The 20615-nt window shown below is 62.1% G+C and carries 24 protein-coding genes; 10 read left to right on the plus strand and 14 right to left on the minus strand.

Annotation, left to right across the window (positions count from 1 at the left end):
• Positions 1 to 181: 181 nt before the first annotated feature.
• On the minus strand, positions 182 to 1285 hold the full coding sequence (locus tag CO664_RS04495; RefSeq protein ID WP_097538025.1) for a class I SAM-dependent methyltransferase: 1104 nt from the start codon (positions 1283 to 1285) through the stop codon (positions 182 to 184).
• Positions 1286 to 1297: 12 nt separating this feature from the next.
• On the minus strand, positions 1298 to 2143 hold the full coding sequence (gene lgt, locus CO664_RS04500) for a prolipoprotein diacylglyceryl transferase (protein WP_097538026.1): 846 nt from the start codon (positions 2141 to 2143) through the stop codon (positions 1298 to 1300).
• Positions 2144 to 2326: 183 nt separating this feature from the next.
• Here lgt and CO664_RS04505 point away from each other — a divergent pair, with 183 nt between their 5' ends.
• The 4 genes from CO664_RS04505 (at position 2327) to CO664_RS04520 (ending at position 4732) form a co-directional block, all read left to right on the plus strand.
• Complete coding sequence (locus CO664_RS04505; protein WP_037415293.1) at positions 2327 to 2611, plus strand: accessory factor UbiK family protein; 285 nt, start codon at positions 2327 to 2329, stop codon at positions 2609 to 2611.
• 428 nt (positions 2612 to 3039) lie between these two features.
• On the plus strand, positions 3040 to 3540 hold the full coding sequence (locus CO664_RS04510) for a YbjN domain-containing protein (protein WP_037415051.1): 501 nt from the start codon (positions 3040 to 3042) through the stop codon (positions 3538 to 3540).
• Between the two features lies 1 nt (position 3541).
• Entirely contained in the window at positions 3542 to 4360 is an 819-nt protein-coding gene (proC, locus tag CO664_RS04515) for a pyrroline-5-carboxylate reductase (RefSeq protein ID WP_037415054.1), read from the plus strand.
• Between the two features lie 30 nt (positions 4361 to 4390).
• A complete protein-coding gene (locus tag CO664_RS04520; RefSeq protein WP_097538027.1) occupies positions 4391 to 4732 on the plus strand; it encodes a tRNA-binding protein in 342 nt (113 codons plus the stop codon).
• 155 nt (positions 4733 to 4887) lie between these two features.
• On the opposite strand, the gene CO664_RS04525 is transcribed toward CO664_RS04520, so the two are convergent.
• The 4 genes from CO664_RS04525 to CO664_RS04540 all read right to left on the minus strand — a co-directional run bounded on the left by CO664_RS04525 (position 4888) and on the right by CO664_RS04540 (position 8677).
• Positions 4888 to 6267 (minus strand): ATP-binding protein, encoded by a 1380-nt coding sequence (locus CO664_RS04525; protein WP_037415061.1) that lies wholly within the window; start codon positions 6265 to 6267, stop codon positions 4888 to 4890.
• Positions 6268 to 6338: 71 nt separating this feature from the next.
• Positions 6339 to 7040, minus strand: coding sequence for a response regulator transcription factor (locus CO664_RS04530; protein ID WP_097538028.1), 702 nt, complete (start codon positions 7038 to 7040; stop codon positions 6339 to 6341).
• Between the two features lie 200 nt (positions 7041 to 7240).
• The gene (locus CO664_RS04535; protein ID WP_037415064.1) at positions 7241 to 7723 is read right to left on the minus strand and encodes a MarR family transcriptional regulator; all 483 of its coding nucleotides are present in this window, start codon (positions 7721 to 7723) and stop codon (positions 7241 to 7243) included.
• A gap of 330 nt (positions 7724 to 8053) precedes the next feature.
• Positions 8054 to 8677 carry a DUF1236 domain-containing protein gene (locus CO664_RS04540; protein ID WP_037415067.1) on the minus strand — a complete coding sequence of 208 codons (624 nt, stop codon included), beginning with the start codon at positions 8675 to 8677 and terminating at the stop codon, positions 8054 to 8056.
• Between the two features lie 216 nt (positions 8678 to 8893).
• Between CO664_RS04540 and CO664_RS30550 the strand changes: the two genes are divergently transcribed.
• Together CO664_RS30550 and CO664_RS04550 are read left to right on the plus strand one after the other, a co-directional pair.
• On the plus strand, positions 8894 to 9055 hold the full coding sequence (locus tag CO664_RS30550; protein ID WP_097525254.1) for a hypothetical protein: 162 nt from the start codon (positions 8894 to 8896) through the stop codon (positions 9053 to 9055).
• Between the two features lie 87 nt (positions 9056 to 9142).
• Complete coding sequence (locus CO664_RS04550) at positions 9143 to 9784, plus strand: MBL fold metallo-hydrolase (RefSeq protein WP_037415069.1); 642 nt, start codon at positions 9143 to 9145, stop codon at positions 9782 to 9784.
• A gap of 179 nt (positions 9785 to 9963) precedes the next feature.
• Here the strand turns inward: CO664_RS04550 and CO664_RS04555 are convergent, their stop codons facing one another.
• The 3 genes from CO664_RS04555 to CO664_RS04565 form a co-directional block, all read right to left on the minus strand.
• On the minus strand, positions 9964 to 10377 hold the full coding sequence (locus CO664_RS04555; protein WP_037415071.1) for a BA14K family protein: 414 nt from the start codon (positions 10375 to 10377) through the stop codon (positions 9964 to 9966).
• 150 nt (positions 10378 to 10527) lie between these two features.
• Complete coding sequence (locus CO664_RS04560; protein WP_037415073.1) at positions 10528 to 10743, minus strand: cold-shock protein; 216 nt, start codon at positions 10741 to 10743, stop codon at positions 10528 to 10530.
• Between the two features lie 652 nt (positions 10744 to 11395).
• Positions 11396 to 12298, minus strand: a complete 903-nt coding sequence (locus CO664_RS04565) for a DMT family transporter (RefSeq protein WP_097538029.1) — start codon at positions 12296 to 12298, stop codon at positions 11396 to 11398.
• Positions 12299 to 12428: 130 nt separating this feature from the next.
• Here CO664_RS04565 and CO664_RS04570 point away from each other — a divergent pair, with 130 nt between their 5' ends.
• Positions 12429 to 12893: a hypothetical protein gene (locus tag CO664_RS04570; RefSeq protein WP_037415077.1), complete on the plus strand. Its 465-nt coding sequence runs from the start codon at positions 12429 to 12431 to the stop codon at positions 12891 to 12893.
• A gap of 8 nt (positions 12894 to 12901) precedes the next feature.
• On the opposite strand, the gene CO664_RS04575 is transcribed toward CO664_RS04570, so the two are convergent.
• The 3 genes from CO664_RS04575 to CO664_RS04585 form a co-directional block, all read right to left on the minus strand.
• Positions 12902 to 14086, minus strand: a complete 1185-nt coding sequence (locus CO664_RS04575) for a PQQ-dependent sugar dehydrogenase (RefSeq protein ID WP_097538030.1) — start codon at positions 14084 to 14086, stop codon at positions 12902 to 12904.
• 133 nt (positions 14087 to 14219) lie between these two features.
• The gene (locus tag CO664_RS04580; protein WP_097525257.1) at positions 14220 to 14459 is read right to left on the minus strand and encodes a hypothetical protein; all 240 of its coding nucleotides are present in this window, start codon (positions 14457 to 14459) and stop codon (positions 14220 to 14222) included.
• A complete protein-coding gene (locus tag CO664_RS04585) occupies positions 14449 to 14784 on the minus strand; it encodes a hypothetical protein (protein ID WP_097538031.1) in 336 nt (111 codons plus the stop codon). Before CO664_RS04585 ends, CO664_RS04580 begins: the two co-directional genes overlap by 11 nt.
• A gap of 395 nt (positions 14785 to 15179) precedes the next feature.
• Between CO664_RS04585 and CO664_RS04590 the strand changes: the two genes are divergently transcribed.
• Complete coding sequence (locus CO664_RS04590) at positions 15180 to 16382, plus strand: pyridoxal phosphate-dependent aminotransferase (RefSeq protein WP_097538032.1); 1203 nt, start codon at positions 15180 to 15182, stop codon at positions 16380 to 16382.
• Between the two features lie 369 nt (positions 16383 to 16751).
• On the opposite strand, the gene CO664_RS04600 is transcribed toward CO664_RS04590, so the two are convergent.
• A complete protein-coding gene (locus tag CO664_RS04600; RefSeq protein WP_037415091.1) occupies positions 16752 to 17513 on the minus strand; it encodes an SDR family oxidoreductase in 762 nt (253 codons plus the stop codon).
• 114 nt (positions 17514 to 17627) lie between these two features.
• Here CO664_RS04600 and CO664_RS04605 point away from each other — a divergent pair, with 114 nt between their 5' ends.
• Positions 17628 to 18518: a LysR substrate-binding domain-containing protein gene (locus tag CO664_RS04605; protein WP_097538586.1), complete on the plus strand. Its 891-nt coding sequence runs from the start codon at positions 17628 to 17630 to the stop codon at positions 18516 to 18518.
• 47 nt (positions 18519 to 18565) lie between these two features.
• On the opposite strand, the gene carA is transcribed toward CO664_RS04605, so the two are convergent.
• Positions 18566 to 19771 (minus strand): glutamine-hydrolyzing carbamoyl-phosphate synthase small subunit, encoded by a 1206-nt coding sequence (gene carA / locus CO664_RS04610; protein ID WP_097538033.1) that lies wholly within the window; start codon positions 19769 to 19771, stop codon positions 18566 to 18568.
• A gap of 328 nt (positions 19772 to 20099) precedes the next feature.
• Here carA and CO664_RS04615 point away from each other — a divergent pair, with 328 nt between their 5' ends.
• Positions 20100 to 20549 (plus strand): GatB/YqeY domain-containing protein, encoded by a 450-nt coding sequence (locus CO664_RS04615; protein WP_097525261.1) that lies wholly within the window; start codon positions 20100 to 20102, stop codon positions 20547 to 20549.
• Positions 20550 to 20615: the final 66 nt, after the last annotated feature.

Below are 20615 nucleotides of genomic sequence, written 5' to 3' on the forward strand. Positions count from 1 at the left end.
GGGGTGAGGGCGCGTCTGGCCCGATGATTTGCGGCTGATTTGCCGGGCGATGTTGGCCCGGCAGGCCAGAACTGTCAATTGCGGAACGTCGAGACGAGGTCCTGATCCCTCCCGGCCATTCCCTCTCGCGACCAGAAAGCGAAGAGCCTGCACCGGCTGGAAATGTGCGTTTTCCCGCGCGTCAGCGCGCCTTTTTGCGGAACGGCACCAGGGCGACTTCAGGGCTGCTGACGACCAGCACCTTGAACAGTTCGCCCATCTTTGCGGCACCGGCACCGGCAAGCCGCTCGACATCGTCGCGGATGCTTTCCTGAGTCGCCGCATCCTTGTCGCGGCCGAGGGCCGCCGCCCGATCGAGCAGGCCCAGACCGACCAGAAAGTCACCCTGATGCGCGAGGCCGTTTACCTGCACGCTCTCCGCCTTGGCGCGCAGCGCCAGTTGTTCGAAATCCACATGGCTGGTGAGGTCGGCAAGTCCCGGGTTGGCGAGCGGAGGATCGTACCGGTGGTTGCGGACGGCCTGCAGCGTGTCGCCGTAGCCGGTCGAGAGATGACCATAGTCGATGAGGACCGCCGTCCCGCCCTTCGCACGCAGGCGCTCGCAAAGCGCGGCCATCACCGCGTCTCGCGCCGGGGCGGCCTCGAAGATCGTGCCTTCGGCGACCGATTGCACCGGCGTCGGCAGCAGGGAGGGATCGATGCCCGCCACACCGGCGACAAAGGCCAGCTCATCGTCGGCATCAAGCCCGACCATGCGTTCGCGGAACCCCTGTGCGGTTCTCACAAACTGGCGAATCGGGATCGCATCGAAAAGCTCGTTTGCGGCGAGAAGCAGGAAGCCCGCGGGCAAGCTGTCGAAGCTTGCATGCCAATGGACTTTGCCTTCATGACCGGCGAGCGTTTCGGCCTGCACCTTGCGCAGCCTTTCGCTGGTTTCGACGAGATGAACCTCGGCGGTCTGGTAAAGCTCCGGCGCTAGGCGGCGGAGGACGCGCAGCATATCCGCCATCATCGTGCCGCGGCCCGGCCCGATCTCGGCGATGATCGGCTCGCTGGGAGAACCGTGCTCCTGCCAGGCGTGAACCAGGAATATGCCGATCATTTCCCCGAAGAGCTGGCTGATTTCCGGTGCCGTCGTGAAATCGCCCTCCCGTCCGAACGGCTCGCGAACGCGGTAGTAACCGTATTGCGGGTCCGCCAGGCAGAGGGAAAAAAAGTCGGTGACGCTGATCGGCCCATTGGTCCTGATCAGCGCCTTGATCTTGTCGGCGAGAGGATTCGTCATGCACCAGTCCAGTTATGCGGCTGCGGTTGCCGCCCTGCGCGCCCGCGCCATCGCCCAGATCCCGGCGAGAGCCAGCGGCAGCGAGAGCACCATGCCCATGGTCAGCCAGCCGCCGGCAAGATAGCCGATCTGCGCGTCCGGTTCGCGGAAGAATTCGACGAAAATGCGGCTTAAGGCGTAACCGCAGGCAAAGGCGCCGGTGACGAAGCCGGGCGTCTTCAGGGCTTTGCTGCGATAGACGAAATAGGCGAGGGCGACGAGAAGCAGGACGCCCTCGAGAAGAGCCTCGTAAAGTTGGCTCGGGTGGCGCGGGAACGGCCCTCCGGTCGGGAAGACGACCGCCCACGGCATGGACGAAAGCCGGCCCCAGAGCTCGCCGTTGATGAAATTGGCAATGCGGCCGAAGAGAAGGCCGATCGGCACGACGGCGGCGACGACGTCGAACAGGCTCCAGACGGGAATGGCGTTCCTACGGGCAAACACGATCATCGCCAGCGTCGTGCCCAGAAGACCGCCATGGAAGGACATGCCGCCGTTCCAGATTTCGACGGCCCGAATCGGGTCCTGCAGCACCGAGCCGAGATCGTAGAAGAGAATGTAGCCAAGGCGCCCGCCAAGCACGATGCCGCCGGCTGCCCAGAGCAGGAAATCATCAAGCTGCGCCAGAGTGAGAGGGGCGGTATCGTTGCGCCAGAGCGGGGCATTCTGGACCAGGCGTCGGGCATAGAACCAGCCGAGCAGGATCCCGGCGACATAGGCCAGCCCATACCAGTGGACGGCGAGGGGCCCGATCGTGAAGATGACGGGATCAATTTCGGGAAAGGGGAGAATGGCGAGGCGGGTAGCAAGTGTTTCCAAGGTCTTCTCTCATGCCGGGCCTATCGGTTGGGCGGAACATGGCGATCGAAGCAGGCGGGGTCAAGCGGCTCTCCCGTTCTTCCCGTCGCAGGCTCTGATTTTCCTTGCATCCTCGTGCGCGCGACCCTACCTGAAAATGACAGGGCTCGCCCATGGGGCGCGAGCGAAATGGAGACGAATACGATGAGCACAGGGGCCAACCGCATTCTCGATGATCTTGCGAGATTGATGACGGATGCTGCCGGTGCGGCCCAGGGCGTACGGCGGGAGGTCGAGACGGCCTTTCGCGCCCAGGCCGAAGGCTGGCTGAATTCGCTCGACGTGGTGAAGCGCGAGGAGTTCGAGGCCGTCAAGGAGATGGCTGCCAGGGCGCGCGACGAAAACGACGCCCTGCTCGCCCGGATCGCAGCGCTCGAAGCGCGCCTTGCCGCGACAGAACCGGTCGGCGACATCACCACCGGCAAGTAATTTCCGGCCAGCATACGATTGGATGCCGCCTTTGAGCTGCTTCTCCGCAGCCGAGTCACCTTTTTACGCGGCAGTCGCTGCGTCAGCTTCAGGGTTAATGAAAGCTGAAAAGTTTTCCACCTGTGGACACTGCCAAAAAACCCTTATCGCAGAGTCGTTTAAGCATCCCCGCTGAATCGAAATCCTAACGCGACGGGAGGTCTTCCCTGCAATTTTTCGGCTCAGGGGCTGGCAGGGTGACTCTGCCGTTATACACTGATTTTAAATGATGATTCGAAACGGGCCACGCAAGCTCCGGGCAGGGTAAGTAAGCCAGGATAACCGCAGGTCCAGCAATCAGAGTGTGTCGGTATCCGGTGTCGGGTTTGCAGCGTTGCGTCTTGTGAACGTGACCTCGCGCGCCTTGCGCCGTGCCTTTAGGGTGATGCATGAGCCTTTTGGAAATGGAAGTCGAGCGCCAGTCCAACCCGGTCGATATGATCGAGTTCGTCGCCGCCAACAATGACTGGTCCTTCGAGCGGTCGGGCGAGGACGAGATCGCCATGACGGTCGAGGGCCGGTGGGCGGACTATCACGTTTCCTTTTCCTGGATGGAGGAGTTCGAGGCGCTGCATCTTGCCTGCGCCTTCGACATCAAGGTTCCGGATAGCCGCGTCAACGAGGTGATCCGCCTGCTCTCCCAGATCAACGGCCAGGTCCTGATGGGACATTTCGATCTCTGGCGCCAAGAAGAGGTCATCATCTTCCGGCAATCTCTGTTGCTTGCCGGCGGCGCCGAGCCGACAAACCGGCAGGTGGAAGTGCTTTTGTCGAGCGCGCTCGACGCCTGCGAAACCTATTTCCAGGCGTTCCAATTCGTCGTCTGGTCCGGGATGGACGCGCAGCGCGCCGTCGATACTGTCCTGTTCGCGACTGTTGGGGAGGCATGAGATGAGCATCGCCGTTTCCGGTCCCATCGTCCTGGTCGGCGCCGGCAACATGGGCGGCGCCATGCTCGGCGGCTGGATCAAGAGCGGTGTCAGCGGCGGCGATGTTCTCGTCGTCGATCCGGGCCCACCCCCGGCCATGCAAAAACTCATCGCCGAAAACGGCGTGGCTCATGCGGCCGCCGTCCCGCAGGGCGTCAAGGCAAGTGTGATCTTTCTCGCCGTCAAGCCGCAAGTCATGGAAGCGGCACTCCCGCCGCTGAAGGGGCTCGTCGGATCCGGCACAGTGATCGTCTCCGTCGCGGCCGGCAAGACGCTCGCTTTCATCGAGCGCCATCTCGGCGAAGCGGCGACCGTGCGGGCGATGCCGAACACGCCGGCCATGATAGGTCGCGGCGTCACGGGCGCTTTCGCCAATGCCCGCGTGACCGAAAAGCAACGCGGGCTGGTTCATGATCTCCTGAAGGTCAGCGGGCCGGTCGAATGGGTTGCCAGCGAAGCCGACATCGATACAGTGACTGCGGTTTCCGGCAGCGGACCGGCCTACGTCTTCTATCTCGTCGAGTGCATGGCGGAGGCTGGGCGTAAGCTCGGCCTCCAGGCGGACCTTGCCATGCGGCTCGCTCGGGAAACCGTCGCGGGGGCTGGTGAACTCCTACATCAGTCCCCCGACGACGCCGCACGCCTTCGCCAGAACGTCACGTCGCCGGGCGGCACGACCGCCGCCGCACTCGCCGTCCTGATGGCGGACGACGGCATGCAGCCGCTTTTCGACAAGGCCATCGCGGCAGCGCGCAAGCGCGCCGAAGAACTGGCCGGTTAAGCGGCCGGCCGGATTTCCAAAGGTATTTTGATGGCGGACCTCATTGAATTTTCCGATTTCGAGCGCGTGGATATCCGCGTCGGCACGATCATCGAGGCCGAGGTCTTTCCCGAGGCGCGCAAGCCCGCCTACAAGCTCAGAATCGATTTCGGTGCCGAGATCGGCATAAAAAGGTCGTCTGCACAGATCACCGTGCACTACAAGCCGGAAGATCTCGTCGGCCGGCAGGTGCTGGGCGTAGTCAATTTCCCCCCGCGCCAGATCGGGCCCGTCCGCTCCGAGGTCCTGACGCTCGGCTTTGCAGACGAAGAGGGCGCGATCGTGCTGGCCGCGACCGACAAGCCCGTTCCAAACGGCAGAAAGCTGATGTGACGAGGCATGGCGTTTGAGATAGACCTTGGCGCCGTTTCAACGAACGGCGCGGTCTGACCTACAGCAATTCAAAGTGTTACAGCGACCTTTGCGCGTCTGATAAGACGCGCGGCAGTGTAGACTATTCGCGCTAATTTTAGCGGCTCCGGGAGGGTTCACGTCGGGACGCGCACTGTGGCGCGCAGCCCTCCAAGCGGGCTGTCGCCGAGGGTGACGTTGCCGCCATGGCTTCGGGCGATGTCGCGCGCAATGGCGAGGCCAAGGCCGGTGCCGGAACTGTCGAGATTGCGCGCCTCGTCCAGGCGGAAGAACGGCTTGAAGACATCCTCGCGCGAGGGCTCCGGAATGCCGGGACCGTCATCGTCGATGGTGATCGTCAGCCATTTGGCGGTATGGCGGGCGTCGATCCGAACCGTGTCGGCATAGCGGTAGGCGTTCGATACCAGGTTGGCGACGAGACGCGTGAAGGCGTTCGGCCGGACGCGAATGTTGTCCTCTCCCTCGATCGAGGTGGTCAGGGTCTTGCCGTAAAGCTCGGCCTCTGCCAAGAGCCGCGCCATCAGGTCGCTGAGCTTCAACTCGCCGACGTCTTCCTCCGCCTCGCCGCGGGCAAAGGCGAGATAGCCTTCCAGCATGTTCTGCATGTCCTCGACGTCCTGGTTGAGGCTGGGGTCCGGAGTGTCGCCGGCGAGCGCCAGTTGCAGCTTGAAGCGCGTCAGGATGGTGCGCAGATCGTGACTGACACCGGTCAGCATCGCGGTGCGCTGTTCGATCTGGCGTTCGATGCGTTCGCGCATCAGGATGAAGGCCAGGCCGGCGCGGCGAATCTCTTCGGCGCCGCGTGGGGCGAAGTCATCGATCTTCTGTCCCTTGCCGAAACTTTCGGCGGCATTGGCGAGCGCCAGGATCGGGCGGATTTGTCCACGCAGGAACAGGATTGCGATCGCCAGCAGGACGAGCGACGCGCCGACCATCCAGACGAGAAAGATATGGGTGTTCGACGCATAGGCCTGGTTGCGCCGCGCATAGACACGGAGGATACGGCCGTCTTCGAGCTTGATGCGGATCTCGACGATCTTCGAGTTGCCGACCGTATCGATCCAGAAGGGAAGGCGGATCTGGTTCGAAATCTCCTCGCTGAGGATCTGGTCGAGGATCTCGAAGAAGGGTTTGGGCCGGGGTGGCGGCAGTTCTCCGCCCGGCTCGACGGCGATGTTGAGGTCGAGCTCGTCGCGGGCGATCCGGACGATCCGATCTATGTCGCCGTCCTGCGGGAAGGTCGTGATCAGGTCGACGATAGCCGCGATGTCGTTGGTGACCGCGGCCGAGAGACGCTGCGTGACGAGCTGCCAGTGCCGCTCCATGAAGACGAAGGCGACGACCGACTGCAGCAACACCATGGGAATCACGACAATGAGCAGCGAGCGGGCGTAGAGACCCATCGGCAGGCGGCGACGCAGCCAGCGGATGAGGCGCTTCCAGGCGCTGTCGGCGCTGTTCGATCTTGTGCGCCTGAGGCTGTCGAGGCTTACCATCGTCGTCTCAGTCGTTGCCGAAGCGGTCCTTTGTTGAACAGGTGTGGCATCGCGCTCGTCTTGAACCTAGACTAGTCCACACTCAAACGATAGCCGATGCCGCGCACCGTCTGCAGCCAGACGGGATTGGAGGGATCGTCCTCGATTTTGCGCCTCAGCCGGTTGATCTGCACGTCGATTGTCCGTTCGCCGACCTCGGCGTCGTCGCCGATCAATTCGTGGCGTGGAATGGTTTCGCCGGCGCGTTGCGAAAACAGGGTCATGATCTCCTGTTCGCGGTCGGTCAGCCGGATGTGCTCGGCGCCGCGGCGAAGCTCCTTGCGCACCACCGAAAACGTATAGGGGCCGAAGATGACCTGATCGACCTTCGGCGCCTGTGTGGGCTGGTTCCGACGCAATATGTTATTGATCCTGAGCACGAGCTCACGCGGCTCGAAGGGTTTCGGCAAATAGTCGTCGGCGCCCGCCTCAAGACCTTCGATGCGGGAATTCGCTTCTGCCAGTGCCGTCAGCATGATGATCGGTACGGTCTTGATGTGTCTCAAGCTCTGGGTCAGCGAGATGCCGCTTTCGCCGGGCATCATCACGTCGATGATCAGGAGATCGAAATCGAGCCCGATGAGCTTTCGCCTCGCTTCGCCGGCATCGGCCGCCGTTGTCACGCGAAACCCCTGTTCCACCAGAAAGCGGTTCAGCAGGTCGCGAATGCGTCGGTCGTCATCCACAATCAGAAGGTGCGCCGCGTCATCGGCCACTTTCGCTTTGGCAATCATGCTTGGCAAACCCTTTTCTCGGCAGAGCCTTATTTCCCCTGCGGTGCGCGACTGCGATCGAACCGAACCGGATCACAGCCGCGTCCTCCTCCCGAATTTGAGTGACCGCGCATTGAAGCAGATGCGCCGCGGTCGCCCCATTCCCTGATTCCAGGGGTTTATCCGTTAATCCTAATAAAATCCTAGGCGGAGCCCCGGTATCAGTCCGCGGCGCTGTTCTTCATGTTGACGAGAAACCGCTTGACGATTTCCCGCGCGCCGGGACCCGTCTTCGCCAATGCATCCGCTATGCGGCGGGACTGTGGCTCGGCGAGTGCTCGCGCCAGTGCCTGGCCCTCTTTCGTCGTATAGAGCATGCGTTGGCGCCTGTCCTCCGGACCGGCCACCTGACGAATATAGCCTGAGTCGATCAGTTGCTTGAGGACACGGGCAAGGCTCTGCTTGGTGATCTTCAACGTGTCGAGAAGATCGGCCACGGTCATGCCCGGCTCTCGATTGACGAAGTGCACGACGCGGTGGTGGGCGCGCCCGAAACCGCTCTTTTCGAGAATGGCGTCCGGATCGCCGGTGAAGTCGCGATAGGCGAAAAACAGCAGCTCGATAATCTCAAAATCGATCGTGTCTTCCTCCTTGCGGGTGACATCTGTCATGTACTGGCTGTTGTCCCTAGTTTGGCCGGCCACGCGGTCACTTTCCTTTCCCGGCAGATTGCACCTCCAGCGCCGTGCGTCTTATAGGACGCGCAAAGCTCGCTGTGGCACTTTGAAGGCTGCATGCTCTTAATCCTTAAATCGACTGGGATTTAAGAAAACGTCCACTAGCGACATAATAGAAAGAAGTGTCAGCTTTGTTGACACAATTCTACCGGCGAGTCGAACCGTCTGCGGCAGAATAGGTCGATGCGCACCGTGAGGTTGGGAGATTGTTGAGGCTCGGCGGGAGACTGACACGGAAATGCGTCGCAGCGCGTTCACGACGCGCTGCGACTTAATCACGTCCACTACGATTGAACGTCAGCGATAGATGTAGACTATCCGACGTGTCGAGGGTTCAACAAGCACAGGCTGCCCGTTTACCATCACGTATTCGTAGTTGTACTCCGGGATCGGCCGGACGGCCACGGTGCTCGGCAGCGTCGCGCCGAGAACCACCTCGCCATCGAGATAGACCGGGTCCACCGGGTTGGAAGTGATGTAGGTGCCTACTGCCGGAGGCGGGGTGATGGCATCGACCTCTTCGACCGGCCCGATCAACTCAAGCGGTTCGGCCGGGGTGGCCACCGTGCTGCCGGTCGCCTCGTAGGTCACGACCGGGACGCCGAGTTCAGCGCGCCGCTCGGAAATTACCACCGTCGAGCCGCTCTGGGCCATTGCGAGATATTTGGCATAGGCCCAGCCGCTGACGCCGCCGACATTGACCCGGCACCACAGGCTGCCTTCGATGCAGCCCTCGAGCACGGTCGTGCTGCCGCGCGCCGCCAGGCCAACGACCGGATATTGCGGGCCGGGGCCGGCGCGTACGTTGAGATCGGTCACTGCCGTCGCACTCATTGCCGCAGCGGCGGCGGAGACGCCCGCAGCGAGGATCAAACCCGCTGCCGCGACCGCTTTCAACAGGTGGGGGGAGAGGGTCTTCATTGTCTTGCTCCTCTTCTATGATGCGGGCCAAACGCCCCGTACGCCTCGGATGTTCCCGGCGTGACATCAGGAAATGTGAACATGAAACATATTGCTGCCGCCGAGCGTTGCTTCGGCCGACGGTGGAGCGCTTCGACTGAGAGATCGCCGCGCCCGCTGAAGGTTGGACGAAGTCACGCCTTCTGACCAAGGGCGTTCTCACCGGGAGTCCGGACCATGCAGCATGAGACCATCGACGAGGCCGAACTCACTGCACAGCGGCTGCGTCCGCTGGTCTTTGTTGTCGTGGCGGCGAAACTTGCCGTATCCATTCTGTTGCTCACAACCGTGCAATTGCCGACCGAGTCGAACAGAACGGAAATTGTCGCGCTTCGCTGATTTGCGCTGTCTCCGGCCTCATATCCCGCTATAGGTGACCTGGCGGCGACACCGCCCACAGCTAAGGAAGAACGAGGCACGGTCGGCATGTTACAGGCGGGCATCATCCCGGTTACGCATTTTCAGCAGAACTGCACGGTGCTGTTCGACAGCGAGACGAAGGAAGGCGTGATTGTCGATCCCGGTGGCGACGTCGACGTCATCCTGCAGACGATCCGCGAAAACGGCATCGAGCTGCAGGCGATCTGGCTCACACACGGTCATATCGATCATGCCGGCGGCGCCAAGGAATTGAAGGAGGCGCTGGAGCTCAAGATCATCGGTCCGCACAAGGACGACCGGCCGCTGCTCGAACGGCTGGAGGGCCAGGCGGAGCGTTTCGGCCTGGCGATGAAGGTGCAGAACGTCCTGCCGGACCAATGGCTGGAAGACGGGGACACGGTCTCCTTCGGCAATCACGTCTTCGAAGTGCTGCACGTCCCCGGCCATGCGCCCGGCCATGTCGTCTACTTCAACCGTGCGCAGAGCTTCGCCCATGTCGGCGACGTGCTGTTCCACGGCTCGATCGGCCGCACCGACCTGCCCGGCGGCGACCATCAACAACTTCTCGATTCCATCCGCGACAAGATCCTGCCGCTCGGCGATGACGTCGGTTTCATCTGCGGCCACGGACCGGGCGGCCGGATCGGCGAGGAGCGCCGTAGCAACCCATATCTGCGCGGGCTCTGATCGGATTACAGGCTTACAGCGCCGCGCGTCTTTTCAGACGCGCAAAGGACGCTGTAACACTCTGAATCTACATATCGTGCTTTCCGAAAATCGATTCCGATTTTGGGGCCGATGCGCTAGAAAACCCCGTGACTCGTATGAGGCACGGGGTTCTCGTCTAAAATTGGGCGACGCTCTGATCAGCCGGCCGTGCAGAAATGGCTGCGGCCGTCGTAACCGACGAAGGTGCCGCTCTCCGGATCGAAGGAGCGGTAGCGCTGCGAGCAATAGCGGTACCAAGCCGGAGTCCAGGGCTCAAGATCGTAGCTGTCGACGACAACCTGACGATAGACCGGGCGGGCCCGGTAGACGGGGCGGGGCTGGTAAACCGGACGCGGCTCGTAATATTCCGGCTCCGGATCGATATAAACCGGTTCGCTGTAGCGGGGCTGTGAACCGATCGCGGTTCCGATAAGCGTGCCTGTCACCAGACCCACTGCCCCTGCTGCCCACGCATCATCGTGATCGTCGCCTGCCTGGGCCGTGCCGAACGTTGGGAGGACCATGGCGGCCGCGGCGAGCGAGAGAACGGTTGCTTTGAGGAACTTGTTCATGGGCTTCAATCCTGTGCATGGAGGAACCGGACTGAAGGCCCGGCTTTCATGATGAGCAAGACTGTATATAGCCCAAACTGAACGGAGCCTGAACGAAAAAACCCGGCAAAAATGCCGGGCTACAAATGCAATTATTGACAGAGCGCGGCGTTAGCCGACGATCTGCAGGTTGACCGCCTTCGGTCCCTTGCCGCGGCGATCCGGCTCGGTATCGAAGGAGACTTTCTGGTTCTCGCTCAGACCGCTCAGGCCCGAGGCCTGTACGGCTGAAATATGTACGAAGATATCTGCACCACCATTTTCCGGCTTGATGAAGCCAAAGCCTTTGTCGGTGTTGAAGAATTTAACAGTGCCAGTTTCGGCCATGCGTCAGGTCCTTTTCTCTCCACCCGGTCGAAGGGTGGCATTACAGTTTTGCCCAGAAGGGCGTGGGGCAGGCAGTTCTCGACAATTGAGGAAAGGGTCCTGTTATCGCGACGGACCTGGTGGGCCCAGATTCACCGCCCGGAGTGGCTTGCGTCTCCGGCTCGCATTTATTTCAAGATCTTCCCGCGTTCGCAAATTGCCCGAACACAGTAAGAGTGATCAGTTTATTTTGAATTGGCAAGCAAAACTTTTCCGGCGAGGTATTGAGTCTTCTCATTGCTCAAAAACAGATCAATTCGACCGGCGGCGGAAGATATTCGGGAGGCGCTGCAAGCCGTTGAATCCACAGCTTTTTGATGGGCCGTTGCAGGCAGTGGATTTTTTGCGCCATATCATGTCGCTTGCAAGCATGCCTCTATGTTGGGCAGTTCGTCATGGGAGTCGCAACCCTCTGATAAGGCTCATCCTTCAAGGAGAGCCGACGCTCGGGCCGGCCGACGAATAATCTTGCAGAAAAAATGCAAAGAACTTTGGCCGTTGCTCGGCTCCACCGCATGCTGATTCATTTTGGGGCAAAGTAGAGCGGTTGTGTACAGTAATAAGTAATATAGTAAGTCCAGCTTGGCTCCCAATGTAGCTAAATCTTGCTGGTCTAAGCGGCGGCCCCTGCCGCCCGGCGGCGCCGCTTCGCCAATTCCGGCACGAGTTCGACGACGAGCATCGCCGCGAAGATGACGATACAGCCGAGATAGCCGCTCGGGGTGATGACCTCGTCCAGCAGCAGCACGCCGAAAAGCGCCGCGAAAAGCGCTTCGCTGGACAGGAAGATCGCCGCTTGCGGTGCCGACGTATAGCGCTGGCCGACCACCTGGCAAATGAAGGCGATGCCGCTCGAAAACACACCCGCATAGAGAATCTGCGGCAGGGCGGCCGCGATGCGATCGAGACTCAAGGGCTCGAAGGCGGCGGCGAGCAGGATTCCTGAAACGGCACATACGGCAAATTGCGTCATCGACAGCAGCATCGGCCGCCCGGTGGCTGCGGCGAAGACGCCGATCAGCAAAACTTGAATCGCCCAGAAGAAGGCACAGACGATGGTCAGCAGATCTCCGCGGTTCAGTCCCGACAGGGTGCCGCCGCTCAAGAGAAAAATGCCGAAACTCGCCATCAGCGCCGCCGGCCAGATGATCCAGTGCGGCCGTCGGCGCAGGAAGACGACCGTCAGGACAGGCACGAAGATGACGTAGAGGCCGGTCAAGAAGCCGGAATTGGTGACGGTGGTTGTGAGCAGCCCGTATTGTTGCGTCACCGCTCCGCCGAACAGCGCCAGCCCGACAAGGATGAAGTTGCGCATGGCCGCATGCGGCAGCGGCGCCGTGGCGCGTCGGGCCTCGACCAGTGCCAGGGGCAAGGCCACCAGGGTGGCAATTGCGAAACGCAAGCCGATGAACGAGAGCGGTCCGATCGCCTGCATCGCGGTAGACTGGGCTACGAATCCTGCGCCCCAGATCGCGCCGGACAGCAACAGGAAAAGGTTGGCCTGGATGCGAGTCACGGAGGGCTCCCGGGCGAGACTGGCGGAAAGCAATAAAGGCAACTTCGCCTCTTGATTGCGCCGCCGCTCTATCAGTTGCGTTTTCCTGGCGCAAGTCTCATCCTCGACGCCCAGAGCTGGCACGACGACGATGCGACGCGACGATGCCGAACGGATTGAAACGCATATGAACGCGGCGGGCTATTCGGGCACGCCGCTTCAAAAGAAGCTCGGCCTGCGCGGCGGGCAGGCGGCGCTGCTTCTCTATGTGCCTGAGCATCTGCAGGAGATTGCCGCTTTTCCCGGGTTTGCCCATCTCGTCACCTCGATTGAGGGGACGGTCTCGCGCCGGTTCGATTACATTCACAGCTTCGATACGGAGAGGGCGGGACTCGAAGCACGGGCGACTGCCCTGGCTCGCCGGCTAAAGCCAGACGGCATGCTTTGGGTATCCTGGCCCAAGCGCGCCTCAGGCGTTGCGACGACGTTGACCGAGGATGCGCTTCGGGACATCTTCCTGCCGCTCGGCCTCGTCGACGTGAAGGTCTGCGCCGTGGACGCGGTGTGGTCGGGGCTGAAGTTTATGTTCCGAAAGGAGATCAGGGCCTCGCTCTGAAGCGCGCCTCATTGGGTCGGGGCCTTCGAGACCCTGAGGACCGCGCCATTCTGCTCGTCGGTCACCATCAGCAGGGCGCCGTCCGGCGCGACGATCACATCGCGGATGCGGCCGAACTCGCCGTCGAACAGCCGCTCCTCGGACGTGATCGCCCCGGTGTCGTCGCGCTCGAGCCGGGCCAGCAACTGGTATTTCAGCGCCGCGACCAGCAGGTCGCCGTTCCATTCCGGAAACATGGTGCCGCGATAGACCGCGAGCGCGCCGGGGGCGATCGAAGGATCCCAGTAGTAAAGCGGCTGCTCCAAGCCTTCCTTGGCGGTACCTTCGCCGATTTCTGCGCCGGAATAGTCTTTACCGTAGGTGATCACCGGCCAGCCATAGTTCTTGCCCGGCTGCGGGTTGTTCACTTCATCGCCGCCGCGCGCCCCGTGCTCGACGGTCAAGAGCTTGCCGTCGGCCGTATCGAAGGTGAGGCCCTGGGGATTGCGGTGGCCCTTCGACCAGATCTCCGGCAGGCCCTCGGTACCGCCGCGATAGGGGTTGGAGGAGGGGACGGAGCCATCGGCGTTGATGTGCAGGATGGCGCCGGCATGGTCGCGCGGGTCCTGAGCCCGCTCGCCATCGCCGCGGTCGCCGATGCCGAAGAACAGGCTGCCGCCGCGGTCGATGGCGATGCGGGAGCCGAAATGCTGGCCAGCCCGCGTGAACCGGTTCATCCGAAAGATCTCCTTGACGTCCGTCAGCCTTCGCTCGTCGTCGGAGAGCGTCGCTCGCGCCAGAGCGGTGCCATAACCGCCGTCGCCTCGGGCCGCGAAAGTGAGGTAAAGGGTGCGGTTGGCGGAAAATTGCGGGTCGAGCGCGACGTCGAGCAGGCCTCCCTGGCCATGTTCGGCGACATCAGGAAGGCCTTCGACCGCGGACGAGAGCTTGCCGTCGCGCAGGATGCGGAGCCGGCCCGGCCGCTCGGTGACGATAAGCGCCCCATCGGGCAGGACTTCGACCGCCCAGGGATGCTGGAGGCCGTGCGCGAGTGTCTCGACAAGGACGGTCCCCGTCTGTGTCTGGAATTCCCGGGCCTCTTGTGCAGCGGCAGGCAGAGCGGCGGAAAGGAACAGAGCCGCGGCCACAGGCAGGGCGGCCGAAAGGAGCGTCACGGGGATTTCGCTCGGTTTGATTTTTGCCCAGTGCCACATGCAATTCGACGCTCCCAAGCTCCTGCATGACCGCCATTACAGGTCAGGAGAGAAACTGGTGCCCAGTCGCCTTAGCTTCAAGTCAAATCCGATCAAAACGGCTTTATCGGACGTGCGCGCTGCAGCGACCCCTTTACAAGCTCTCGAAAAAGGGCTGCAGCGACCGGCTGGTGCCAATCAAGGACTGGTTTGCCATCTGCCTTTCCAAGTCAAAAAGCTCGGCGGTCGCTTTCATGTAAAAGCCCTTGCCGATCAGCATCAGGCCGGCAAGGGCAATCATGGCGATGATCGCGACGATGATCGTCTCGATCGCCGACAGCCGGGCAAGGAAGCCGGTGCGTTGCTCGGGCAGATCGTCTTCGTTATCGGCCATGGCGCCTGCTTCTCGCCCTGCTTAAGGCGGCGATCCGGTTGCTGACGACGAAAGCGGTGCCGGCCGTGAGCGCGGCGGCAAGCAGCGTTGCGCCGACGGCAATCTGCCGCTCGCCGCCCAGAACCGCCGCGGGGGCGGGTTCGGCGACGACGGGCATTGCCGATTGGTGTCCGGGCTCGACCGGGGCCGCCTGGGCCGACGTTTCAACCACGAGGCCGAAGATCATTACCATGCAGACCGCGAGAGCCGCGAGCGCCAGATAAAATCCCCAACGCGCCTCGTTGCGTCCGGTTCGCGTCGAAGCGATTTCTTCATCGAGAAACATAGCACACCCCCGCGCTGCCAATGCGTTCGCATCTCATGGAGATGACGCCCGGATCTCGGCTCTTGAAGGACGGAATTGCGGCGCTCTGCGACAGTTATTGTGGCGAAATGTGGGCTGGGTGAAAACGCGCGACGATGGCCGGTTTTCCGGGTCAGGGAGGGTCGGCGACACTGCGGCCGCCAGAGGTTCCGGATGGACCGCCATTCATTGCGTCTCGTGATCGCCTTGATGAAACTTTGTCATGGTGACGCATTTTGCGGACCTTGGCTGCCGTTTTTCTCAGCCGAACGCTTGCAAGACCGGGCGTCTTTCGACATAGACCTAACCGCTATGGAGCCCGGTCTTCCGTTCCGTAGCGTCTCACGCCCGTTTCGAAACGATCAGGACCTCACACCATGGCCTTCCTTGCTGATGCCCTTTCTCGTGTAAAGCCCTCCGCCACCATTGCCGTTTCGCAGAAAGCCCGCGAATTGAAGGCGAAAGGCCGCGACGTCATCGGCCTCGGAGCAGGGGAGCCGGATTTCGACACGCCGGACAACATCAAGAAGGCGGCGATCGATGCGATCAACCGCGGCGAGACGAAGTACACGCCGGTTTCGGGCATTCCGGAACTGCGCGAGGCGATCGCCAAGAAATTCAAGCGCGAGAACAACCTCGACTACACCGCCGCCCAGACGATCGTCGGCACCGGCGGAAAGCAGATTCTTTTCAACGCCTTCATGGCGACGCTCAACCCAGGCGACGAAGTCGTGATCCCGGCTCCCTACTGGGTCTCCTATCCGGAGATGGTGGCGCTTTGCGGCGGCACGCCGGTCTTCGTCGCGACGGCCCAGGAAAACAACTTCAAGCTCAAGGCCGAGGATCTCGACAAGTCGATCACGCCCAAGACCAAGTGGTTCGTCTTCAACTCGCCCTCGAACCCGTCGGGCGCTGCCTATTCGCATGGCGAACTGAAGGCGCTGACGGATGTGCTGATGAAACATCCGCATGTCTGGGTGCTGACGGACGACATGTACGAGCACCTGACTTATGGTGACTTCAAGTTCGCGACGCCGGTCGAGGTCGAGCCCGGCCTCTACGACCGCACCCTGACGATGAACGGCGTCTCCAAGGCCTATGCGATGACCGGCTGGCGCATCGGCTATGCCGCCGGACCCTTGCCGCTGATCAAGGCGATGGACATGATCCAGGGCCAGCAGACCTCGGGCGCCACCTCGATCGCGCAATGGGCAGCCGTCGAAGCGCTGAACGGCTCGCAGGATTTCATTCCGCGCAACAAGGAAATCTTCCAGGGCCGCCGCGACCTCGTCGTGTCGATGCTGAACCAGGCGAAGGGCATTTCCTGCCCGACGCCGGAAGGCGCCTTCTACGTCTATCCGTCCTGCGCCGGTCTCATCGGCAAGACCGCCCCGTCGGGTAAGGTCATCGAGACCGACGAGGACTTCGTCTCCGAGCTCCTCGAGGTCGAAGGCGTGGCGGTGGTGCATGGTTCGGCCTTCGGCCTCGGCCCGAACTTCCGCATCTCCTATGCGACCTCCGAGGCGCTGCTGGAAGAGGCTTGCCGGCGCATCCAGCGTTTCTGCGCCGCTTGCAAGTAAAGCCCCGGACAGAGCAACAAACATCAAGCCCGCCGGACGCGGCGGGCTTTTTCGTGCTCAGATTTCGATTCAACGACCGGACAACCCATCTCAGGCGGCAGTCCTATCTCTTTGAAATTCGATTCATTCCGCCTTCGGATCAGTTCGATCACGCCGGAGATGCGGCGCCGCTTTGGCCTCTGTCGACTCGCATGGTGGCAAGCCTTCGCATGGCATCGATGAAGTCCGGGGCGAGGTCCTGCTCGCGGCTCCCACGGACTATAGTGTCAACGGGATGGTCTGCATTGCCGTGTCGGAGACGACGTTGCGGTGGTGCTGACCGCTGTCGATCGAAAATCCTGGTGATGCTTTTTCCTTTCCTGTTTCGCTTCAACCGGCCGTTGAGAGCTTCTGCCCGAGGCCGCCGTCGACGGCGAGCTTTGCCCCCGTTGTGAAGGTGGCCTCGAAGGCGAGGAACAGCACGGCGCGGGCCACCTCGTCGGCAGTGCCGTTGCGCTTCATCGGCGTGATAGCATCGCCCAGCGCTTTGAACTCGGCGCGTTCCGCATCGGTAAGGCCGGCTGCACCCTTGGTCGGCGTGTCGACGAAGCCGGGACTCACCGTGTTGACCCGGATGCGGCGCGGCAGGAGCTCTGCCGCCAGCACCGAGGCGAAGGAGACGAGTGCGGCCTTGGTGGCGCTGTAGACGCTCATGCCCGGATGCCCACCCTCGTCTGCAACCGAGGAGGTGAAGACGATCGAGCCGCCCTCGCGGATCAGCGGCGCCAGCCGCTGGACGGTGAAGAAGGCGCCCTTGGTGTTGACCGCGAACTGGCGATCGTAGGAGGCTTCGCTGACCTGATCGAAGGGCTCAAGCTCGGAAATGCCGGCATTGACGTGGAGGAGGTCGATGGCCCCGAGCTTCTGGCCGGCGGAGGCGCCAAGGACCGCGATATCGCTGAGATCGGCGATATCCGAGCGCACGGCGTGCGCGCGCGGACCGAACTCCTCTCTGACTTTGGCGACATTCTCCTCGTTGCGTCCGGTCAGGAGCACTTCAGCGCCGCCATTGACGAGCCGCCTGACCGTTGCCAGCCCCATACCGTGGGTGCCGCCGACCACGATCGCCTTCTTACCCTGATAAATCGCCATTATGTCTTCCTCTTCGGTTCGATTGAATGATGAGAAAGAGATGCATTCGTGGACGGTCTTGTGGTAGACGGCTGGTCGTGGACATATCGTCCACAATTGCAGACAATGACGGCCATGGCGAATCTCAATGACTTCACTTTCTTTGTCCACGTCGTGGACCACGGAGGTTTTGCGCCGGCGGCGCGTGCGCTCAACGTGCCGAAATCGACGCTCAGCAAGCGGGTGGCGGTGCTCGAGAAGAACCTCGGCGTCCGCCTCATAAACCGGACCTCGCGCCGGTTCGCGGTGACTGAAACGGGGGAAGATTTCTACCGCCACGCGGCGGCGATGCTGGTGGAGGCCGAAGCGGCGGAAAATGTCGTCAAAGGCAGGCTTGCCGAACCGAGCGGCGCTGTCAGGATCACGGCCTCCGTTCCGACGGCGCAGCTTTCGCTAGCCCCGCTATTGCCCGAACTCGCTCTCGCCTATCCCAAGCTTCGCGTCGTCCTGCACGCGACTGACCGCTTCGTCGATATCGTCCAGGAAGGCTTCGATATGGCGGTGCGGGATCATTTCGCGCCCCTGCCGGACTCTGGTCTCGTGCAGCGTCGCGTCGGCTCACAGAGCAAACTTCTCGTCGCCGCGCCTGCTTATTTGCAAGAGCGCGGAGTGCCTGCACGAGCAGAGGCGTTGCAGGAGCACGATGGGCTGATGACGTCACTTACCTCGCAGGGCTGGACGGTCGAGCACCAAGACGGCACGAGCGTGCAGATCTCACTCAATCCGCGCTTTGTGGCGGACGAATCCCGGGTCCTGCTGGCGGCAGCGCTGGCAGGACTTGGGATAACCGCGCTGCCTGGCACGCTCTGTCAGGAGGAAATTGCAAGCGGTGCACTCGTCCACATCCTCCCGGAGTGGACTGCAGGCAAGGTGACGACGACGATCCTGATGCCACATCGTCGCGGCCAATTGCCTTCGGTGCGTGCGACGATCGACTTCATAGCGGAGCGGCTCGGCGACGGCTGAAGTAAAAGGCCCGCGTACGCGGGCCTTCATTCGTTCTCTTCGGCTTTCTAGCGTTCGGCGAGCGCCGGTTCTCCCTTCTTCTCACGGATCAGGTTGAGGAACCGGCGGAAGAGATAGTGGCTGTCCTGCGGGCCCGGGGAGGCTTCCGGGTGGTGCTGGACGGAGAAGACCGGCTTGCCGCTCAAGCGCAGGCCGCAATTGGTGCCGTCGAAGAGCGAAACGTGAGTCTCTTCAACACCTTCCGGCAGCGACTTGGAATCGACCGCGAAGCCGTGGTTCATCGAGACGATCTCGACCTTACCGGTCGTGTGGTCCTTGACCGGATGGTTGGCGCCGTGGTGGCCCTGATGCATCTTCTCGGTTTTCGCGCCGAGCGCCAGCGCCAGCATCTGGTGACCGAGGCAGATGCCGAAGACAGGGATGTCGCTCTGCAGCAGGCTCTTGATCACCGGCACGGCATATTCGCCGGTGGCGGCCGGGTCGCCCGGGCCGTTCGACAGGAAAATGCCGTCCGGCTTGAGCGCCAGTACTTCCTCGGCGCTTGTGTCGGCCGGGACGACCGTGACGCGGCAATCAAGACCGGCGAAGAGGCGCAGAATGTTGCGCTTCACGCCATAGTCGAGGGCGACGACATGATAGGCGGCTTCGGTCTCGCCGAGCGAGGAGTAGCCGTCGTTCCAAACCCAGGGCTTCTCGTTCCAGCGGTAGGACTGGCCGGAGGTCGCGACCTTCGCAAGGTCGAGCCCCTCGAGGCCGCTCCAGGCTTTGGCTTCCGCCTTCAGCGTCTCGACGTCGAAAACGCCGGCCGGATCATGGGCGATCACGGCGTTCGGCATGCCGTTTTCGCGGATCCAGGCGGTCAGCGCCCGGGTATCGATGCCGCAGAGCCCGATGACGCCGCGTGCCTTCAACCACGCGTCGAGGTGCTTGGCGGCGCGATAGTTTGAAGGATCGGTGATGTCGGCCTTGAAGATCACCCCGACGGCGCCGTGGCGGGCGGCGGGGGTCAGGTCCTCGATGTCCTCGTCATTGGCACCGATATTGCCGATATGCGGGAAGGTGAAGGTGACGATCTGGCCGAGATAGGAGGGGTCCGTGAGGATTTCCTGATACCCCGTCAGCGCCGTGTTGAAACAGACCTCGGCCTGAACCTTGCCGGTCGCGCCGATGCCCTTGCCTTCGATCACCGTGCCGTCGGCCAGAACGAGCAGGGCAGTGGGTTTCTGGGTTGTCCATGCGGGTGTCGCGGTCATCGTTCCTATCCCGTTGCGGCGGAAGGCGCGGCTTTAAAGCCGGTCGGTTCAGCCCCATTTCAAAATTGCATGCGGCATGGCGCGCGGAAGCCCCGCGAGAAAGAGGTTCATGCCGATGTTCGTGCAGGTGCCGGAAAATAGACAAAGGCTTTAGCCGGGTCAACCGGGCGCCCGTGAATTGTCCGGAAATAAAGTCCCTTAAAAATTCAACCGATTGCGCGAAGGGTTTGATTGTGGCTGCCGCCGTGGTTTAAGAGAACGACCATAACGAGGCAATAGCAGTCGTCCGGCGCCGTCGACGCGGGGCCGTTTCTGCATGGAGAAAGAGATGCGCGAGCAATTCGCAAACGCCCTGAAGGAAGCGCTGAAAGCCAAGGATACCCGGCGGACTTCGACCGTTCGGCTGATCCAGGCGGCGATCAAGGACCGCGACATCGCCAATCGCGGCCAGGGCAAGGACCAGGCCGGCGATGACGAGATCATGCAGATCCTCGCCAAGATGATCAAGCAGCGCGAGGAATCGGCCCGCATCTACGACGAGGGCGGCCGCCCGGAGCTCGCCGAGCAGGAGCGGCAGGAAATCACCATCATCAACGGATTTTTACCCGAGCAGTTCTCCGAGGAGAAGGTGAACGAGCTTTGCGCCGCAGTCATCGCGGAACTCGGCGCTCAGGGCCTGCGCGACATGGGCAAGGTGATGAATGCTTTGAAGGAGCGCTATCCCGGCCAGATGGATTTCGCCAAGGCTTCCAGCATCGTCAAGGAGCTGTTGAAGTAAGCCGCTGCGCCGGCGCCTGATCTCCGGCGGCGCCTCAGTTTCCCGCCTCTTTTGATGGCCGCCTGT

The sequence above is a fragment of the Sinorhizobium sp. NG07B genome, from assembly GCF_002532005.1.
In the GTDB taxonomy this organism is placed as follows: Bacteria; Pseudomonadota; Alphaproteobacteria; order Rhizobiales; family Rhizobiaceae; genus Sinorhizobium; species Sinorhizobium fredii_C.

Bases quoted from the DNA above. Each gene is read 5' to 3' on its own strand.
- CO664_RS04585 (WP_097538031.1), bottom strand. From the start codon at position 14,784: ATGTTTCTCGATGAAGAAATCGCTTCGACGCGAACCGGACGCAACGAG.
- CO664_RS04590 (WP_097538032.1), top strand. From the start codon at position 15,180: ATGGCCTTCCTTGCTGATGCCCTTTCTCGTGTAAAGCCCTCCGCCACC.
- proC (WP_037415054.1), top strand. From the start codon at position 3,542: ATGAGCATCGCCGTTTCCGGTCCCATCGTCCTGGTCGGCGCCGGCAAC.
- CO664_RS04615 (WP_097525261.1), top strand. From the start codon at position 20,100: ATGCGCGAGCAATTCGCAAACGCCCTGAAGGAAGCGCTGAAAGCCAAG.
- CO664_RS04530 (WP_097538028.1), bottom strand. From the start codon at position 7,040: ATGATTGCCAAAGCGAAAGTGGCCGATGACGCGGCGCACCTTCTGATT.
- CO664_RS04580 (WP_097525257.1), bottom strand. From the start codon at position 14,459: ATGGCCGATAACGAAGACGATCTGCCCGAGCAACGCACCGGCTTCCTT.
- CO664_RS04550 (WP_037415069.1), top strand. From the start codon at position 9,143: ATGTTACAGGCGGGCATCATCCCGGTTACGCATTTTCAGCAGAACTGC.
- CO664_RS04560 (WP_037415073.1), bottom strand. From the start codon at position 10,743: ATGGCCGAAACTGGCACTGTTAAATTCTTCAACACCGACAAAGGCTTT.
- CO664_RS04520 (WP_097538027.1), top strand. From the start codon at position 4,391: ATGGCGGACCTCATTGAATTTTCCGATTTCGAGCGCGTGGATATCCGC.
- CO664_RS04600 (WP_037415091.1), bottom strand. From the start codon at position 17,513: ATGGCGATTTATCAGGGTAAGAAGGCGATCGTGGTCGGCGGCACCCAC.
- carA (WP_097538033.1), bottom strand. From the start codon at position 19,771: ATGACCGCGACACCCGCATGGACAACCCAGAAACCCACTGCCCTGCTC.
- CO664_RS04510 (WP_037415051.1), top strand. From the start codon at position 3,040: ATGAGCCTTTTGGAAATGGAAGTCGAGCGCCAGTCCAACCCGGTCGAT.
- CO664_RS04605 (WP_097538586.1), top strand. From the start codon at position 17,628: ATGGCGAATCTCAATGACTTCACTTTCTTTGTCCACGTCGTGGACCAC.
- CO664_RS04570 (WP_037415077.1), top strand. From the start codon at position 12,429: ATGCGACGCGACGATGCCGAACGGATTGAAACGCATATGAACGCGGCG.
- CO664_RS04495 (WP_097538025.1), bottom strand. From the start codon at position 1,285: ATGACGAATCCTCTCGCCGACAAGATCAAGGCGCTGATCAGGACCAAT.
- CO664_RS04540 (WP_037415067.1), bottom strand. From the start codon at position 8,677: ATGAAGACCCTCTCCCCCCACCTGTTGAAAGCGGTCGCGGCAGCGGGT.
- CO664_RS04555 (WP_037415071.1), bottom strand. From the start codon at position 10,377: ATGAACAAGTTCCTCAAAGCAACCGTTCTCTCGCTCGCCGCGGCCGCC.
- CO664_RS04575 (WP_097538030.1), bottom strand. From the start codon at position 14,086: ATGTGGCACTGGGCAAAAATCAAACCGAGCGAAATCCCCGTGACGCTC.
- CO664_RS04525 (WP_037415061.1), bottom strand. From the start codon at position 6,267: ATGGTAAGCCTCGACAGCCTCAGGCGCACAAGATCGAACAGCGCCGAC.
- CO664_RS04505 (WP_037415293.1), top strand. From the start codon at position 2,327: ATGAGCACAGGGGCCAACCGCATTCTCGATGATCTTGCGAGATTGATG.
- CO664_RS30550 (WP_097525254.1), top strand. From the start codon at position 8,894: ATGCAGCATGAGACCATCGACGAGGCCGAACTCACTGCACAGCGGCTG.